The organism is Enterocloster sp. OA13 (assembly GCF_022440595.1).
Taxonomy (GTDB): domain Bacteria; phylum Bacillota; class Clostridia; order Lachnospirales; family Lachnospiraceae; genus Enterocloster; species Enterocloster hominis.
In genome coordinates this window covers 3,079,372-3,095,465 of sequence record NZ_JAKNTF010000001.1, presented here as the reverse complement: position 1 = coordinate 3,095,465, position 16,094 = coordinate 3,079,372, and the positions used below count along the sequence as shown (strand labels likewise).

Below are 16,094 nucleotides of genomic sequence, written 5' to 3'. Positions count from 1 at the left end.
CGGGATTGAAGAATCGGAGGTTTTTGGACAGCGGACGTCAAAAGGAGGATGGACATGAGCAGGATCTTACTTCTGGAAGATGATTTGAGCTTGATTAACGGCCTGGCATTTGCGTTCAGAAAGCAGGGCTTTGAAACTGACATTGCAAGAACGCTGGATGAGGCGGAAAAAATTTGGTCTGACGGGAAATACGACCTGCTGATCCTGGATGTGTCTTTGCCGGATGGCTCCGGCTTTGATTTTTGTAAGATGGTACGGCTGGTTTCCAAAGTCCCGGTTATCTTCTTAACCGCTTCTGACGAGGAAACAAATATTATCATGGGACTGGACATGGGCGGCGATGACTATATCACAAAACCGTTTAAGCTGGGTGTCCTGGTTTCAAGAATCAATGCGTTGCTGCGCCGGGTAAAGGATTTTGGCACAGCAGGAACAGAACTCCAATCCAACGGGATACGGGTACTGCTGTTACAGGGGCAGGTATATAAAAATGGTGACCTTCTGGAATTGACTGCGGCAGAGTACAAACTGCTGTGTCTGTTCATGCAAAATCCCAATACGGTGTTATCGAAAGAAAAGATATTAGATAAGCTGTGGGACTGCGAGGGCAGCTATATAGACAATAATACGCTCACTGTTTACATCCGCCGGCTGCGCATGAAGGTAGAGGACAATCCCGGGGAGCCGCAGATGATCCTTACTGTCCGGCGGATGGGCTACAAATGGAATGTTGTACGTTGAGGGATGCCATGAAGCTATTTGTGAATGAAGAAAATAAACGGTTTATCGGCGCTGTCATTGCCGTCCTGCTCCTGTTTGCTGCATCCGGGGAAGCCTTACTATGGGTATACTGCAAAGAGCTGTCCATGGCATTTTTTATCCTGTTCCTGCTTCTGGCGGCCTGTGTGCTGACAATATATGTCCGGTACTTAATCCGCCAGGACAGGATCATGGAACATGCGGTCCATCAGATGGAAGCTTTTCTTGATGGCCATGCGGAGGCCCGTATCGATTGTAACCATGAGGGGGAATTATACCGCCTGTTCCATGAAATCAATACAATGGCAGCGGTATTAAACGCCCATGCTGTCAATGGGATGAAGGACAAAGCGTTTTTGAAGGACACCATATCCGATATCTCCCATCAGCTCAAGACCCCTCTGGCGGCATTGAATGTCTATAACGGGCTTCTGCAAAATGAAGCAGGAGACCTGCCGGAAATTAAAGCGTTCGCAGAACTGTCCGAGCAGGAGCTTGACCGGATTGAGACACTGGTACAAAATCTGCTTAAAATCACACGTCTGGACGCAGGGACGCTGGAAATGGAAAAGACGCCCCAGGATATTTCCGATATGATGAAGGACATAGGGCTTCATTTTTCCTATCGTGCCAGTCTGGAACACAAAAGACTTATTCTCTCCGGAAAGGGACCCATCATGTTTCCCTGCGACCGGGATTGGCTGCTGGAAGCAATCAGTAATATTGTCAAAAACGCCTTTGACCACACGAAAGAGGGGGATTCCATCCGGATTGGATGGGAACAGTCCGCGCCCATCATTCAGATTAAAGTGGAAGATACAGGCTGCGGCATCCATCCGGAGGATTTACACCACATTTTCAAACGGTTTTACCGGAGCCGTTTCTCACAGGATACCCAGGGCATTGGCCTGGGCCTTCCTTTGGCAAAGGCAATCATCGAAGCACATGACGGCACCATTGAAGTTGAAAGCGGGCTGGGGGAGGGCACGGTGTTCCGTATCAGCTTCCTGATTCCTACAAAATTGTAGCATTACAGTAATATCACAGTAAGGCGGCGGTGGTAATCTTTGGGTATCAGTTAAAGGAAGAGGTGTTCATGACATGAATCTGTTAGAGGTTCAATCACTATCTAAAACCTATGGTACCGGGGATATTGCTGTTCACGCCTTAAAAGCTGCCAGCTTTTCCGTACCGAAGGGAGAGTTTGTTGCGGTTGTGGGGGAATCCGGCTCCGGGAAAAGCACGCTGTTGAATCTGCTGGGGGCATTGGACACACCCACTTCCGGCAAGGTCTGCATTGACGGCAAAGATATTTTCTCCATGCAGGACCGGGAGCTTACGGTGTTCCGGCGCAGGAACATCGGTTTTATTTTCCAGTCGTTCAATCTGATCCCGGAACTGACGGTTGAGCAGAACATCATTTTCCCGGTCCTGCTGGACTACCAGAAGCCCAACAAAAAATATCTGGAAGAGCTTTTGACGGTCCTGAACCTGAAGGAGCGGCGGAATCATCTTCCCAGCCAGCTATCCGGCGGCCAGCAGCAGCGTGTGGCGATTGGGCGCGCACTGATTACCCGCCCCTCCTTGATCCTGGCAGATGAGCCGACCGGAAATTTGGATACGCAGAATACCGGTGAAGTAATCTCACTGTTAAAAGAGGCATCCAAAAAATACGAGCAGACCATCATGATGATTACCCATAGCCGCAGTATCGCCCGGACCGCAGACCGGATATTGCAGGTGTCGGACGGAGTGATGACCGATTTTGGGAGGTGCCGGGAATGAAGAGCTATTTAAGTTTAATCCCAATCTCTGCAAAGGTACACCGCAGGCAGAACCGGATGACGCTGCTTTGTATCATTTTTGCTGTATTCATGGTAACTTCCGTGTTCAGCATGGCGGAAATGGGGGCAAGGATGGAACAGGCAAGGCTTGCGGATAAACATGACGGATTTTCCATATCTGTCCTGTTTAACAGCGCCATGGGACAAACGCTCATGCTAAGCGCCGGAATCCTGTTCCTGCTGATTTTATCCGCAGGCGTATTGATGATTTCTAGCAGTATCAATAGCAGCGTAGCGCAGAGGACAAAATTCTTTGGAATGATGCGCTGTATTGGAATGAGCAGGAAACAGATCGTCCGGTTCGTGCATCTGGAAGCGTTAAACTGGTGTAAAACAGCAGTCCCCATAGGACTTGCCCTTGGTGTTTCGGCAACCTGGATCCTGTGCGGTGTATTGCGGTATGCTGTCGGAGAAGAATTCTCCGGTATCCCGCTTTTCGGTATCAGTGTAACTGGAATCGTCAGCGGCATCGTGATGGGAGTTGTCACGGTGCTGCTGGCGGCAAGGTCCCCGGCACGGCAGGCTGCAAAAGTATCTCCTGTCACGGCTGTCTCTGGAAACCCGGATAATGGGAAAATGAAGAATCATCCGGTCCATACCGGCTTTATCAAAATAGAAACAGCACTTGGTATCCACCATGCTGTTTCTGCAAAGAAAAACCTGTTTTTAATGACAGGTTCCTTTGCCCTTAGTATTATCCTGTTTTTGAGCTTCACGGTATTGATTGATTTTGTCAATCATCTCATGCCCCAATCAGCAGCCGCTTCAGATATTGATATTACAAGCAGTGACGGCTTGGATTCCATTGACAGCAGACTGGCGGAAACGCTTCGGGGAATGAGCGGTGTAAAACAGGTGTATGGACGCCGCAGCAGTTTTGATATTCCGGCAGAGTGGAAGGGAGGAACATTGGTTTCCGGTACGGTTGACCTTGTTTCCTTCGACGGTTTTGATCTGGATTGTCTGAAAAAGGATGGCGCTCTCCGCCGTGGCAGCAATCTTTCTAAAATCTATGGGAACAGCAGCTATGCGGTTGCAACATGGGATAAAGACAGCCCATGGGGAATTGGTGATAGAATCCTTGTGGGGGAGGAAGAAATTGAGATTGCCGGTTTACTGAAATATGACCCATTCAGCAGTAATGGCCTTACAGATGGAAAAATCACACTGATTACTTCCGGCGAGACCTTTACCCGTCTGACCGGGATATCCGGATACTCACTCATTATGATACAGACAGCTTCCCATGCAACGGACGAAGATGTGTCTGCGCTCCGCAGTACAGCGGTGGGGAGCGGCTGCCGGTTCAGTGATAAGCGGGACCAGCGCACATCGGGCACGTATCTTGCGTTTGTGTTCTGTATCGGTTGCTTTTTAGGAATAATTACATTGGTTACGCTGTTAAATATCGCGAATAGCATTTCAATGAGTGTGGCGGCCAAAACCAAACAATACGGCGCTATGCGGGCAGTGGGAATGGACGGACACCAGATCACGAAAATGATTTTTGCGGAGGCATTGACCTATGCCTTTTGGGGCGGCGGGATTGGCTGTGCAATTGGTCTGCCGCTCAGCAGGATGCTATATGGCTTTCTTATTTCCGCCCACTTTCCCTATGCGGTATGGAGTTTGCCGTGGCAATCACTGGCGGTCATCCTCCTGTTTGTTGTTTTTGCAGCGTCGGCGGCTGTTTATGCCCCGGCTAAAAGAATACGGGACATGACTGTGACTGAAACAATTAACGAACTATAATTACATCCGGCTTTTGGCAAGGCGGCTTTAGGATGCCAGGGCCGCCTCCTAAAACTGCCGTACGGAAGCAGCCTCCTTTTGTGCGGTCCGGTGATAGGTTACGCCGGAATAGCCTAGAACCAATGTCATGACAACCTTTTCCCCGCGCTTTAATCCAAGCATCCTGCGCAAAGAACGGGAGTGGTTTGCGGCCATGGAGAAAAAACCGCTGTATAACACGCCTAAACCGCAGGACTCAGCCATAAGCGCCATGTCAGCGGCGGCAAGGGCGCCGTTTATCTGGTCGCGTGATACAATGGCTATGGCTGCAGGGGCTTTCTTAAAGAAGAAATGCTCATCGATTACCGTCCGTTTCGCCACCGGGCTAACCAGCTTCATGAGCGGAAGGATCCGCCGGAATAACCGTACCGCCGGTTGCTCGAACCGATTGATTCCATCCTGCAGCACGATATATGATACGTCCTGGGCATTCTTTCCGGTAGGTGTCAGGCGCCCGGCCTCGATGATCTGGGCTATCAGTTCAGGCTCCACCTGTTGTTTTGTAAATTGCCGGATGCTTCTGCGTGTCCTCAGTGCGGCAAGCAGCTCCTGTGGGTTCAATGTGGCTGGCTTTCCAATCTCTATTGGCGGTTCGTCAAAGCCCGTCATGGTGACAGCGGCTTTTGGGCAGATTGCCACGCAATGGCCGCACATGATACAGGACTGTGTGAGAATCTTTGCCTTCTTGTTTTCTATCTGGATGTTGCCCGCAGGGCAATCCCTTTTGCACAGGCCGCATCCAATGCATGTTTCAGGATTAATCCGGATTATATGTTTGTTTTTCAATTTAATCTACCTCCATTTATATAATGCAGAACGATTTGTGATAGTATATACTTCTCTTGACAAAGCTGACATGCTTTAATATGATACATATTGTATCACAATTGGCTTTGAAGTCAATTGGCCAACCTGAGACAAAAGGAGGCGTATTGTATCATGGATAAGAGAAAGGCAGCCAATAAAAGGGTAAAGGACCGTTTATTTACCGCTCTGATTGAGTTTGCAGGGCATAAAGACTGGTCAAAGTTAACCGTCACTGAGCTGATTGAAAAATCAGGCGTGGCCCGCGCGTCCTTCTACCGCAACTTTAAGTCCGTGGAGGAACTGATAGACTATGGAATCCAGCAGATGGCCCTGCGTTACCATGAGGGGAAAGGGGATTCAAATGAGGATTTCCGCAGCCGCGGGGCAGTGCTGTATAAATTCCGTTTTTATCAGGAAAATGCCGGACTTGTCTTGGCATTCCATCATGCGAAGGTGTCAACCACGCTTCTGGATGTGATTACTGACTGCGAAATCGAAGCCCACGGCGATATGCCGGTCAGTTCCATATCGAAGTATGAGCTGTACTATTTTTCAGGGGCATTTTATAACATGATGCTCTGCTGGCTGGAAAACGGTATGAAAGAAGGGCCGGAGGCAATGGCAGATGAGTTCCTGCGGATTGTGAACAATGGACGATAGGGGTGTTTGAACATCAAAACCTATAAAAACCGTATAAAAACCTTAAAAAATATTGACTTGGACCTGACTCCAGGTGGTATAGTCTGATTGAACCTGTATATGAAACTTATCAGGCTGCAATTTACGAAAAATTTTATCGTCAGGAGGATGATTAAGAATGGACAGACCATATATTTTCTGCCACATGATGACATCGCTGGATGGCAAGATCATGGGCAATTTTATGGAAATGCCGGAATCCGGACCGGCTGGAGATGCTTTTTACCAAATCGCTTTTGGCAAGGAACCCAAATATCAACATCAGGGGTGGCTGTCAGGGCGGGTTACCACGGATGACAATTTTACCATGTACCGCAAACCAGTCCTGGAGGAACATGCGCCCCAGGTCCCGGAAGGGGATTTTGTTGCTGAAAAAGCACCGATGTACTATGTTTCCATTGACCCGTCCGGCAGACTTGGCTGGGAAAAGAATTCGCTGGCCTACATCGACACCACCGCCCATGTGCTGGAGGTCCTGACCGGACAGGCATCCAATGCATATAAAGCATTTCTGCGGAAACTGGGTATTTCCTATATCATTGCAGGACAAGAAACACTGGATTATGATGAGGCCCTGATGAAATTAAAGCATTTATTTGGAATTGAGACACTGATGCTGGGTGGGGGAGGTGTGCTGAACTGGTCCTTTATCCAGGCGGGAATGTGCGATGAAATCAGTGTGGTAATCGCTCCCTGTGCGGATGGTTCCACCAAGACGCAGACATTGTTCCAGACAAAAGAAGGACTGAGCACGGATGAGCCGGTCGGTTTTACGCTGAAAGGCGCCGATGTGCTTACAGGGGACGCTGTATGGCTCCGCTATCTTGTAAAGTCCGCCGGTAAGAAGGAAGAATGAACCGGATAAAAGAGGCGGTAAGCCAGATGCATTTCCATTCAGCCTACTATTATTTCTATCAGTTTACTATTGACATATGGTTCTTATTAGGATATAATCCTAATTAGTAATAAATACTATTAAGGAAATGGATTATGATTAACAGAAATACAATACAATGTTCAATGGTATTAGAAGCAGTGAACAAGCTGCAGTGTCACGCTACTGCGGTTGAGGTATATGATGAGGTCGCCAGGGAATATCCCAATATAAGCAGAGGCACCGTGTATCGGAACCTGAACCGCCTTTCCCAAATCGGGAAGATACGGAAGATAGAGATACCGGGAGCAGCAGACCGTTTCGACCACCGTTGTCAGGAACATTATCATATCCTATGTGAAAAGTGTGGAAGGGTTTTTGATGTGGACATGGATGTCATCGAAGATCTGTATCAAAAAATCAGGGATACCCATGGGTTTGAATTTACAGGCTGTGATATTATTTTCAGGGGAATCTGCCCGGAATGTAAATGATGATCCGTAAGTTTTAAAGCCTGCTGTGCCCTCCACCTACAATTGCTGCGAATGCAGGCCCGGATGAGGAGCCTGTAAATTATAAATCGCATGAAAAGGAGACGAAATATGAGAAGTATCACAACACTCGACCTTCAGTACGCACACAGGTTTTTTGGGTTTAAAGGAGAAGCACAGTATCTGCACGGACACACGGGGGTTCTGACCATTGAAGTGGAGGATTCCATCGAACCAGGTGTTAACATGGTTTTCCCATGCAATGAAATCCAGAAGACTGCCTGGGAAGTCCTGAAGAATTTTGACCATGCACTGATTTTAAGGGAGGACGACCCGCTGCTTCCCGCCATCCTCAAGGTCTATGAGGAACAGGGAATCAGGGACGGCGCCCCGACCAACAAGATGAAAGGCCCGGCGTTTAAGACAGAGCTTGCCACCGCCTATCCCGAGTGCCGCCTGGTGGTAACAAAAGAAACCATGACAGTGGAAGGCATGATTAAGATTGTATATGACCTTCTGAAGGATAAGCTGAATATTGCAAAGATTACCTTCAGCAGCGGCGTCAATGCTGCAACCCAGGAATACCAGCCTTCCAGGACCATTGAACGCTGTCCGTTATGCGGTATCGCATTAAACGAAAACGGTGTCTGCCCTAAGTGCGGATACAGGAAGTAAAGGGATGGCATCCATCGGACAGGGTATGGTTATTTAAATCAATCATTTTATAAATCAATCCAAGGCAGCGGCACCGTATGGTGTGGCTGCCCTGTTCCATGTCTGGATTTTTATATCTGGATGTTCGTCTTATTGTGGACGCAGAACTTTTATTATAGTAAACTGAACTTATTGGGGGCGTTGGATTTGCTGGGGCTATCGGTATCTGGCCGGATGGGGCACTGGGATGAGATAGGACAGGAGGCGTATTATATGCAGATATACTATTTTTCAAGGACAGGAAGAAGCAAAAAGATTGCAGAAGAGCTTGCCGGCCGTTTTGGCGTTACTGCAAGGATGATTAATGACAATAGGGAATGGGGCGGGAAAATAAATTATGTGAAGGCCGGTGCCATGGCTATGGGCGGAAAGACCATTCCGGTTACATATGAAAGGCCAGGGAAAGCAGATGATATTGTTGTGGTATTTCCTCTTTGGGCAGGTGCCATGCCGCCTGGGGTGAAGACTTTCACAGAAGAAGTGGGACGGGAGAAAATCACGGCAGTTGTAACATCTCTGGGAAGTACGCTTAAAAACAGGGATGGATTTAAGAACGTGATTGACCTTGTTGGAAAGGAGATATCGGCGCCGGAGGAGTTGTGATACCGAAAATCATCCGATGGCACTGGAACAATAGAGGGAAAAGCATCATGAAAAGGCTATATATAATTGGCGGAACCATGGGAGTGGGAAAGACAGCCACTTGCCGGGTCCTGCAGAAAAGGCTGGATAACAGTGTCTTACATATCAAATGGGAATGTAAACTTTGTTGTGGAAGATGATTTTAAGTAATTTGATATTTACGGCAGCCTGCCTTTATGTTCCATCAGATACGCAATGAAATACTTGCTGGCAATCGGTAAACCATCCTTTTCTTTATATGCAATGGCCAGAGTCCGGTATACCGGCGGGGCGATGGGCAGGCAGACGATGTTATAATTGGTCCGGCGTAGCACAAGCTCGGCCAGTATGCTGACGCCCAGACCTGCCTCGACCATTGTCATGATGGCGTAATCATCATGGAACGTATATTTGATACTGGGTTCCAGCCCCCTATCGTGAAATGCATTTAACGGTTCGTTAAACTGTCCTTCTTCAAGCAGGATGAAGGGTTCTGCTGCCAGGTCCTCAAGCTTGACTTCCGTTTTATTGGCGAGGATATGGCCTTGAGGCAAAACCGCAAGCATTTCCCCGTCCTTTACCGGAATGGCTGTCAGATCCGTGACAGCGGACGGGGCGATGAATCCAAAGTCCACGGCGCCTGTCCGGATCCATTCCGGGATGGATGTATAATCCCCTTGATGGAACAGGAACTGCACATGGGGATATTGTTCCTGGAATCCTTTGATTAACTCCGGCATCCAGTGGCAGGTGATGCTGGATATGGTACCCACGCGGATGATTCCGGTTTCCAGCCCCTTGATTTCATTTGCCTTTTCCTGCATGGCGCGGTATTGTATGATGCTGCGCTCAACAAATGGATAGAGTTCAGCGCCTTCAATGGTCAGTCTGATACCGGTGCGGGAACGGGTCAGCAGCTTGATTCCCAGTTCATTTTCAAGGGAACCGATCATCTGGCTGATGGAAGACTGGGTATAACCAAGCGCTTCAGCTGCTTTTGTAAAACTTCCAAGCTCTATTATTTTTTGGAGTGCAAGATACCGGTTCATTCCACAAATCGCCTTTCCTAATGCTTCTATTAGAAATATTCGTTTTACTTATTATAATGCCGGCGATATAATACAGTCAACCCAAAAGGGAAATTTGGACATCTGATAACACCGGCAGCGGACTAAAATGGGCTGGTGAATGGACCGGAGGTAGGAAAATATGAAGTATTATGTTGTGGATGCGTTTGCGGAAAAATTATTTGAGGGAAATCCCGCGGGAGTCTGTGTCCTGGACCAGTGGCTGCCGGAAACGCTGATGCAGAAAATCACACAGGAAAATAATCTTGCGGAGACGGCATTTACGGTCAGGGAAGAGGACGGATATCATCTGCGCTGGTTTACTCCCGGCGGTGAAATCGACCTTTGCGGCCATGCCACGCTGGGAACAGCATTTATTTTATTCCGTTATTATGAAACGGATAAAGACAGGATTACATTCCAGACCCAAAGCGGGCCATTGGAGGTGATACATACAGACGGTCTTTATGAAATGGATTTCCCAGCGTACCGGTTAGAACAGGTGGAGGTAACGGACGAAATGGAGGCCGCCATTGGAATACGCCCTGTGGAAGCATGGAAAGGCCGTGATTTAGTATGCGTACTGGATAGCGAGGACAGTATCTATTCCGCAAAACCCAATCAGGAAAAGGTATTAAACCTTGAGGGGCTGCTGCTTCATATTACGGCAAAAGGAAAAGGGTATGATTGCGTCAGCCGTACGTTCGCACCTAAAATGGCAGTTGCGGAGGACGCGGTCTGCGGCTCCGGGCATTGCCATATTGTGCCGCTGTGGGCGAAAAAGGAGAATAAGGAAAAAATTGTCGCGCGGCAGGCATCCTGGCGGGGCGGCACGCTTTATTGCAGGCAGCAGGGTGACCGGATAAAATTAGCAGGAAATGCAGTGCTTTATTCTGAGGCGGAATTGTTGATTGGGAATCTTTTGGGATGGAATCAAGGATAACCATATATCAAAACCGCAGAACAGGCATCGGACGATATGCTCCGATGCCTGTTCTGCGGTTTCGGCCTTATGAATCAGACCTTAATGATATAGGAGGATTTGCGCGGCGCGGGTTGCGGATGGGGACAGTCGGGGTATCCCAGGGCAATGGATGCAACGGCCGTCATGGTGTCCGGCAGTCCCCATTGTTTCAATAACGCCTTTCCTTCGGCGGATTCAAACATTTCCCTGGAACGGTGTATCCAGCAGGAGCCGAGTCCTGCGGCATAGGCTGCATTTAACAGGTTGCCGCCTGCCAGGGCGCAGTCAATCTCCGGTACGATTGCATCCTCAGGCGCCAGCACGATGAGGATGGTCGGCGCGCCGTAATAGGGATGGGAAATATTCTGGTTGTTTAGTATTCCTGCATTCATTGCGTCCAGCCTGGCAACCAGGTCCGGATCCTGGACCGCTACAATGACAGGGCATTGTGTTCCTGCCGCGGTGGGGGCGTAGGTTCCGGCTTCCAGGACAACATCAAGGACTTCCTGGGAAATCTGTTCGGGCTTGAACCGGCGGATGGAACGCCTGTTTTTAAGGACTTCCAAAGCTTCATTTTTCATATATGGATACCTCCTGCTATGTATTTGTAACTTATTATGCTACAAATATGGTAGCACATTTTGTTTGTAGTGTCAATGGCTACACTTGACTTTTTAAACAATGGCTTATAGAATACAGTCAAAGGGGGAATGTGACATGCGCATGAGTACACAATTTACAGTGACAGTCCAGATGCTGATGATGATCCTGGTATTCAAAGATAAAAAGATGACCAGTGAAATGATTTCCGAAAGCACGGGAGGGAATCCCATCATGGTCAGACAGCTGTTTGGCAAGCTGAAGAAGGCCGGAATCTTACATGTATCCACAGGCAGGGGGGCCACCGTACTTGCCAGGGATCCGGAAGATATAAGTCTGTGGGATATATATATGGCGGTGGAGGGGTATGACACCAATGAGCTGTTTAAGTTCCATCCCAGGATATCGGAAGGTTGTCAGATTGGGCGTTTCTTTAAGGAGATTTTAGGTGTGCATCTGGATGAGGCCGTACAGGCCATGGCGGAGAAGATGGATGCGGTTTCACTGGCCCAGCTGGAGCAAGAGTGGCGGAATCAGAGAGTCATGCCGGCGGATAAGTGATTATGGGGGACTTATGTGTTCAATAAATATGATTGAGAGGATAAATCATTCCATGGGCTATGATAAGAAACCAAACGGTCCATCATCAGCGAAAAAGGGGTTTTGGCGATTGCAAGGGCTTTTACTGATGATTTTATTATTAGTAATAACAGGCTGTTCTGCTGGCAACAAGAATGGGAATAATAATCCTGAACCGGCAGGGACAGCGCCGTCCATCCAGACTACCCAGGAATTACCGCCAACCATCCAGACTACCCAGGAATTACCGCCAACCATCCGGACTCCCCAGGAATTACCGCCATACACAGAGCCGCCCAGGGAGACGGTTGAGGATACGGGCACCGTATCGGCAATTACCGAGTATGACTGGTCAGGATATTTTGACGGTATGAACGGCGCCGCTGTTATTTATGATCCAGATGAAGAACAATACATGATTTACAACCAGGAGCTGGTTGAAACCCGCCGCTCCCCATGTTCCACCTTCAAGATCATATCCTCTTTAATTGCCATGGAGGATGGAATCATTGAACCGGAACATTCGGTGCGGGAATGGAGTGGGGAAATATTCTGGAATGAAAAGTGGAACAAGGATATTGATTTCCATGAAGCATTCCGCACCTCCTGTGTCTGGTATTACAGACAGATCATTGATGAAGTTGGGGCAGACAGGATTCAGGCGGTGCTTAATGGGCTATTGTATGGGAATTGTGATATTTCAGACTGGGAAGGGCGGTTGAATACCAATAATGATAACCGTGCCCTGACAGGGTTCTGGATTGAATCCTCCCTGAAGATTTCGGCAAAAGAGCAGACTCAGGTCATGGAACGTATTTTTGGCAGGGATACACATTATGGGGAGGAAACCCTTGAACAATTAAAACAGGTCATGCTGGTAACGCAACAGGATGAGGCGGTGGTTAAGATTTATGGAAAGACCGGAATGGGAAAGGATAAAGGGATTGTTGTGGATTCCTGGTTTACAGGCTTTGCGGACACGCCGGATGGGAGAAGGTATTTCTGCGTATATATAGGCAGGTCCGATGGCAGGGCGGTGTCCAGTGCAAAGGCAAAAGAGATAGCGGTCAATATTGTTTCAGATGTCTGTAATACTCTGTAAGATTGGGTGTGGTCATGGTGGCCGCACCCTTATTTATTGTATTTTGGCAATCATCCTATCTTTTTATGGTACCTGGATATGACAATGCCTGCGCGTCACGCCTGCGTCCTGGAAGTACTTAAGTAAAATTTATGTAAAATTTATGTAAAATGTAAGAAAATATTAGTATGCAAAGAATTAAAAACCGTATATAGTTATTCATTAGACTATATGTCATAGCTTCAAAAAACGCTATGATATGATTTGAATGTCTAATAATAAGCAGAACAATCCAACATCCTTAAGGGGATATTGGATGTTTTTTTGCCATCTGAGCAGACTAAACCCAAATACACATTTACAGGAGGCTGGAATGAAAAGAAAAAATGAAAGGATCATAACTTACCAGAAGATAGAGGAGTATGGACAATGGCTGGAAAGTTGCGAAAGGAGCAGGGAGACAGTAAAGAAATACAGACATTATTTAAAGCAGTTTAAAGAGTTCATAGGAGATGGACCGGTTACCAAGGAGGTGGTACTGTTATGGAAAGCAGACCTGCGGGAGCGTTTGACCCCGGTCACCATCAACTGCGTCATAGCCGCTCTCAACGGATTCTTCAAATACTGTGGATGGGATGGCTGTGAAAGTAAGTTTTTAAAAATCAGCAAAAGTTCCTTTTATCCTGAGCGGAAGGAACTGACAAAGGATGAATATGGGCGGCTGGTAAAAACGGCTTTTGCCAATGGGAATGAACGGCTGGCCCTTGTGCTGGAAACCATCTGCGTAAGCGGGATCCGCGTATCGGAACTGTCGTTCATCACAGTGGAAGCCATTCGAAGGGGACAGGCGGAGATTGAGTGCAAGGGCAGGATAAGGACCGTGCTGTTAACCAGACAGCTTTGTACAATCCTGCAGTCTTATGCATCAAAAAAGAATATCAGCACAGGTATGATATTTGTCACAAAAAGCGGAAAAGCCCTGGACCGCAGTAACATATGGAGGGAAATGAAAGCTCTTGGCATGGAGGCCGGAGTTAAGAATGAAAAGATTTTTCCACACAACCTAAGACACCTTTTTGCAAGGACATATTATGAAATAGAAAAAAACCTGTCAAAATTAGCGGATATCCTGGGACACAGGGATATTAATACAACCAGGATTTATACAAAGGAAAGTGGAAGCCAGCACAGATTGCAGCTTGAAAAGATGAGACTGCTATTGCAGGATACAACGGAATATTTCTTTTGTTGTACTTTAGGATACTCCTGAAAGATTTAAAAAAAGTATACTACATTTATTGACAAAATTCTACATATTTTTAAAAATAATTCGATAAAAAAGGGTATAGCAACCAAGCTGGGTCACAAATTAAACCAACTTGAATATTTTAACAGATTATTTGTTATTTACCCTTTTCTTAAACTTCGGAATCAATTCTCCTAAAATTTTCCATAATCAGTAATTGTCCCGTTTTATCGTCCCCCTCCCTGTTTTTTAAGTACAACAAAAGAAATATTCAGTTGTAAATACAGGATGGGAGGGATAAAAAATTAAGAAGTTCAGTTCCATCTGCCTTTTTTTGGCCATTTTATTTATCATGAACATTCATTTTGAGATACATTCATCTGCCATGCAGCAGCCGGAACCATCTGGCGGGCAGGCAGTCTTCACAGGCCGGTCGGCCAGTCAGATGACCAGCCGGAATACAGGATTTGAAGCTCTTGGGGAAGCGGTGATGGATGCGCTCAAAGAAGGGAGGAAGGACGGCGGTTATATAAAAACAGGTATTGTTTTTAATTCGGAGGAAGAAGCATTTTCCTTTGGCAGATATTATTACCGGTACATATATCTGGGAAAAGAAGAAGTGACACTGTATTCATTTGATGAAAATGGGAAGTCTGCCATCTACGTTTCGTGTGGGAACCCGGATAAGGCGGTATCGGAACACAGACAGGTACAGGACAGGCTCTCGGATGTGGTGCAGTCATGCAGGACATTGGGGGACAGGGAGAAGGCGGAATATTTTTATGACTGGGTCTACAATCATGTCTCCTATGACCAGACGCTTAAGAATAAGACCATCTACGATGCGGTCGTGGACGGAAGTTCCGTGTGCTGGGGATATGTATCCGCCTATCTGATGCTGTGCAGAAGCGCGGGCCTGATATGTGAACCTGTATATGCCGGAAACCATGCATGGAACAGGACCTGGATTGACGGAGAGTGGAGATACTGCGATATTACCTGGGATAAAAGTTTAGGAGGCAGCACATGGAAGTTCTTAACGCAGAAAGATATGGATTCGGATTCCATGCATAATAATTTGTGATGCTCAGGGGGCGGGGGGATGACAGATAACATTCATGGATACAGGATGACGGAATTCAGGAAATCCTGTCAAAGGCATAATATGATGAGGAAATATCTCAGGCCATTCCTTCTGGGCTGTGGTCTTACTGTCCTGGCGGCCGGATTCACATTGGTCCAGCTCCATACGGCAGGTGCGGAACAGGCCCGGGCAGACCTGGGGGGAGCGGGAACCATTGACAATCCGTATCCCGTGGAGGCGCTGGACTTAAATCCGTCACAGGCACCGGTCCAGGCAACCCAGCCGGAGTTTACATATTTGGGGGAGCTTGAGGTGGCTGCCTATAGTTCGGATGGGAAGGATATGACATATTCCGGCGTGGTTCCCGTGAACGGGCGTACGGCGGCCGGCGTACTGTCTGTTTTCAAAATAGGGGATACGGTCCTGATTGATGGGGATTCCTATGTGATTGAGGATAAGGTGGATGAAGGGGCCAGGGAGAAGCTGCGGATTTATTTTGGCAGTTATGAGGAGGCAAAACAGTTCGGGCGGAAGATCTGTCCTGTATACAGACATTCCGATGGGCCTTTAGAAGGAATGGATTGTCTGGGGGAGTTCCAGGTCACGGGCTATTGCAGCTGTCCGCTGTGTTGTGGGGAAAAGGAGGAAATGCTTACCAAGACGGAAACCGTGCCCAAGGCAGCCCATACAATCGCCGCGGACCCGTCCGTGATTCCCCTTGGCACCCGGATTGTAATTGATGGCGTGGTTTACACGGTGGAGGATACCGGGAAGGCGGTAAAGGGAAATCAGCTGGATATCTATTTTGATACCCACGAAGAGGCGGTCCTGTACGGAAGGAAAAACAAATACGTGTATTTGGAGGAGTAAAAC

Annotated in this window: 17 protein-coding genes and 1 pseudogene; 15 read left to right on the top strand and 3 right to left on the bottom strand. The window is 47.6% G+C overall.

The annotated features are described in order from the left end of the window. Positions 1 to 54 precede the first annotated feature (54 nt). From MCJ35_RS13680 to MCJ35_RS13665, 4 genes are all read left to right on the top strand, one after another. Positions 55 to 741, top strand: a complete 687-nt coding sequence (locus MCJ35_RS13680) for a response regulator transcription factor (RefSeq protein WP_025486733.1) — start codon at positions 55 to 57, stop codon at positions 739 to 741. An 8-nt stretch (positions 742 to 749) separates the two neighbouring features. Further along, complete coding sequence (locus tag MCJ35_RS13675) at positions 750 to 1,787, top strand: sensor histidine kinase (RefSeq protein ID WP_025486734.1); 1,038 nt, start codon at positions 750 to 752, stop codon at positions 1,785 to 1,787. 73 nt (positions 1,788 to 1,860) lie between these two features. Continuing rightward, complete coding sequence (locus tag MCJ35_RS13670) at positions 1,861 to 2,544, top strand: ABC transporter ATP-binding protein (protein ID WP_025486735.1); 684 nt, start codon at positions 1,861 to 1,863, stop codon at positions 2,542 to 2,544. After that, positions 2,541 to 4,355, top strand: coding sequence for an ABC transporter permease (locus tag MCJ35_RS13665; RefSeq protein ID WP_025486736.1), 1,815 nt, complete (start codon positions 2,541 to 2,543; stop codon positions 4,353 to 4,355). Before MCJ35_RS13670 ends, MCJ35_RS13665 begins: the two co-directional genes overlap by 4 nt. 48 nt (positions 4,356 to 4,403) lie before the next feature. Here the strand turns inward: MCJ35_RS13665 and MCJ35_RS13660 are convergent, their stop codons facing one another. Continuing rightward, the gene (locus tag MCJ35_RS13660; RefSeq protein ID WP_240299529.1) at positions 4,404 to 5,180 is read right to left on the bottom strand and encodes a nitroreductase family protein; all 777 of its coding nucleotides are present in this window, start codon (positions 5,178 to 5,180) and stop codon (positions 4,404 to 4,406) included. 153 nt (positions 5,181 to 5,333) lie between these two features. Between MCJ35_RS13660 and MCJ35_RS13655 the strand changes: the two genes are divergently transcribed. From MCJ35_RS13655 to MCJ35_RS13635, 5 genes are all read left to right on the top strand, one after another. Next, positions 5,334 to 5,861 (top strand): TetR/AcrR family transcriptional regulator, encoded by a 528-nt coding sequence (locus tag MCJ35_RS13655; RefSeq protein WP_025486737.1) that lies wholly within the window; start codon positions 5,334 to 5,336, stop codon positions 5,859 to 5,861. A 157-nt stretch (positions 5,862 to 6,018) separates the two neighbouring features. Then, positions 6,019 to 6,756, top strand: a complete 738-nt coding sequence (locus MCJ35_RS13650; RefSeq protein ID WP_025486738.1) for a dihydrofolate reductase family protein — start codon at positions 6,019 to 6,021, stop codon at positions 6,754 to 6,756. Positions 6,757 to 6,890: 134 nt separating this feature from the next. Continuing rightward, entirely contained in the window at positions 6,891 to 7,268 is a 378-nt protein-coding gene (locus MCJ35_RS13645) for a Fur family transcriptional regulator (protein ID WP_008717334.1), read from the top strand. A 108-nt stretch (positions 7,269 to 7,376) separates the two neighbouring features. After that, positions 7,377 to 7,940: a 6-pyruvoyl trahydropterin synthase family protein gene (locus tag MCJ35_RS13640; protein ID WP_008717331.1), complete on the top strand. Its 564-nt coding sequence runs from the start codon at positions 7,377 to 7,379 to the stop codon at positions 7,938 to 7,940. A 252-nt stretch (positions 7,941 to 8,192) separates the two neighbouring features. Beyond that, complete coding sequence (locus MCJ35_RS13635) at positions 8,193 to 8,582, top strand: NAD(P)H-dependent oxidoreductase (protein WP_025486739.1); 390 nt, start codon at positions 8,193 to 8,195, stop codon at positions 8,580 to 8,582. A 197-nt stretch (positions 8,583 to 8,779) separates the two neighbouring features. Here MCJ35_RS13635 and MCJ35_RS13625 read toward each other — a convergent pair whose 3' ends face one another. Next, a complete protein-coding gene (locus tag MCJ35_RS13625; RefSeq protein ID WP_025486740.1) occupies positions 8,780 to 9,649 on the bottom strand; it encodes a LysR family transcriptional regulator in 870 nt (289 codons plus the stop codon). A 160-nt stretch (positions 9,650 to 9,809) separates the two neighbouring features. Here MCJ35_RS13625 and MCJ35_RS13620 point away from each other — a divergent pair, with 160 nt between their 5' ends. Then, positions 9,810 to 10,610, top strand: coding sequence for a PhzF family phenazine biosynthesis protein (locus tag MCJ35_RS13620; RefSeq protein WP_025486741.1), 801 nt, complete (start codon positions 9,810 to 9,812; stop codon positions 10,608 to 10,610). A gap of 74 nt (positions 10,611 to 10,684) precedes the next feature. On the opposite strand, the gene MCJ35_RS13615 is transcribed toward MCJ35_RS13620, so the two are convergent. Then, the gene (locus tag MCJ35_RS13615; protein ID WP_025486742.1) at positions 10,685 to 11,212 is read right to left on the bottom strand and encodes a nitroreductase family protein; all 528 of its coding nucleotides are present in this window, start codon (positions 11,210 to 11,212) and stop codon (positions 10,685 to 10,687) included. 136 nt (positions 11,213 to 11,348) lie between these two features. Between MCJ35_RS13615 and MCJ35_RS13610 the strand changes: the two genes are divergently transcribed. The 5 genes and pseudogenes from MCJ35_RS13610 to MCJ35_RS13590 all read left to right on the top strand — a co-directional run bounded on the left by MCJ35_RS13610 (position 11,349) and on the right by MCJ35_RS13590 (position 16,091). Then, the gene (locus MCJ35_RS13610; protein ID WP_025486743.1) at positions 11,349 to 11,792 is read left to right on the top strand and encodes an Rrf2 family transcriptional regulator; all 444 of its coding nucleotides are present in this window, start codon (positions 11,349 to 11,351) and stop codon (positions 11,790 to 11,792) included. A 127-nt stretch (positions 11,793 to 11,919) separates the two neighbouring features. Continuing rightward, positions 11,920 to 12,912, top strand: coding sequence for a penicillin-binding transpeptidase domain-containing protein (locus MCJ35_RS13605; RefSeq protein ID WP_081739257.1), 993 nt, complete (start codon positions 11,920 to 11,922; stop codon positions 12,910 to 12,912). Between the two features lie 352 nt (positions 12,913 to 13,264). Next, a pseudogene (locus MCJ35_RS13600) lies at positions 13,265 to 14,193 on the top strand (tyrosine-type recombinase/integrase). A gap of 296 nt (positions 14,194 to 14,489) precedes the next feature. Further along, positions 14,490 to 15,221 (top strand): transglutaminase domain-containing protein, encoded by a 732-nt coding sequence (locus MCJ35_RS13595; protein ID WP_008717282.1) that lies wholly within the window; start codon positions 14,490 to 14,492, stop codon positions 15,219 to 15,221. A gap of 18 nt (positions 15,222 to 15,239) precedes the next feature. Next, the gene (locus MCJ35_RS13590) at positions 15,240 to 16,091 is read left to right on the top strand and encodes a 3D domain-containing protein (RefSeq protein WP_240299528.1); all 852 of its coding nucleotides are present in this window, start codon (positions 15,240 to 15,242) and stop codon (positions 16,089 to 16,091) included. The last annotated feature ends 3 nt before the right edge of the window (positions 16,092 to 16,094 follow it).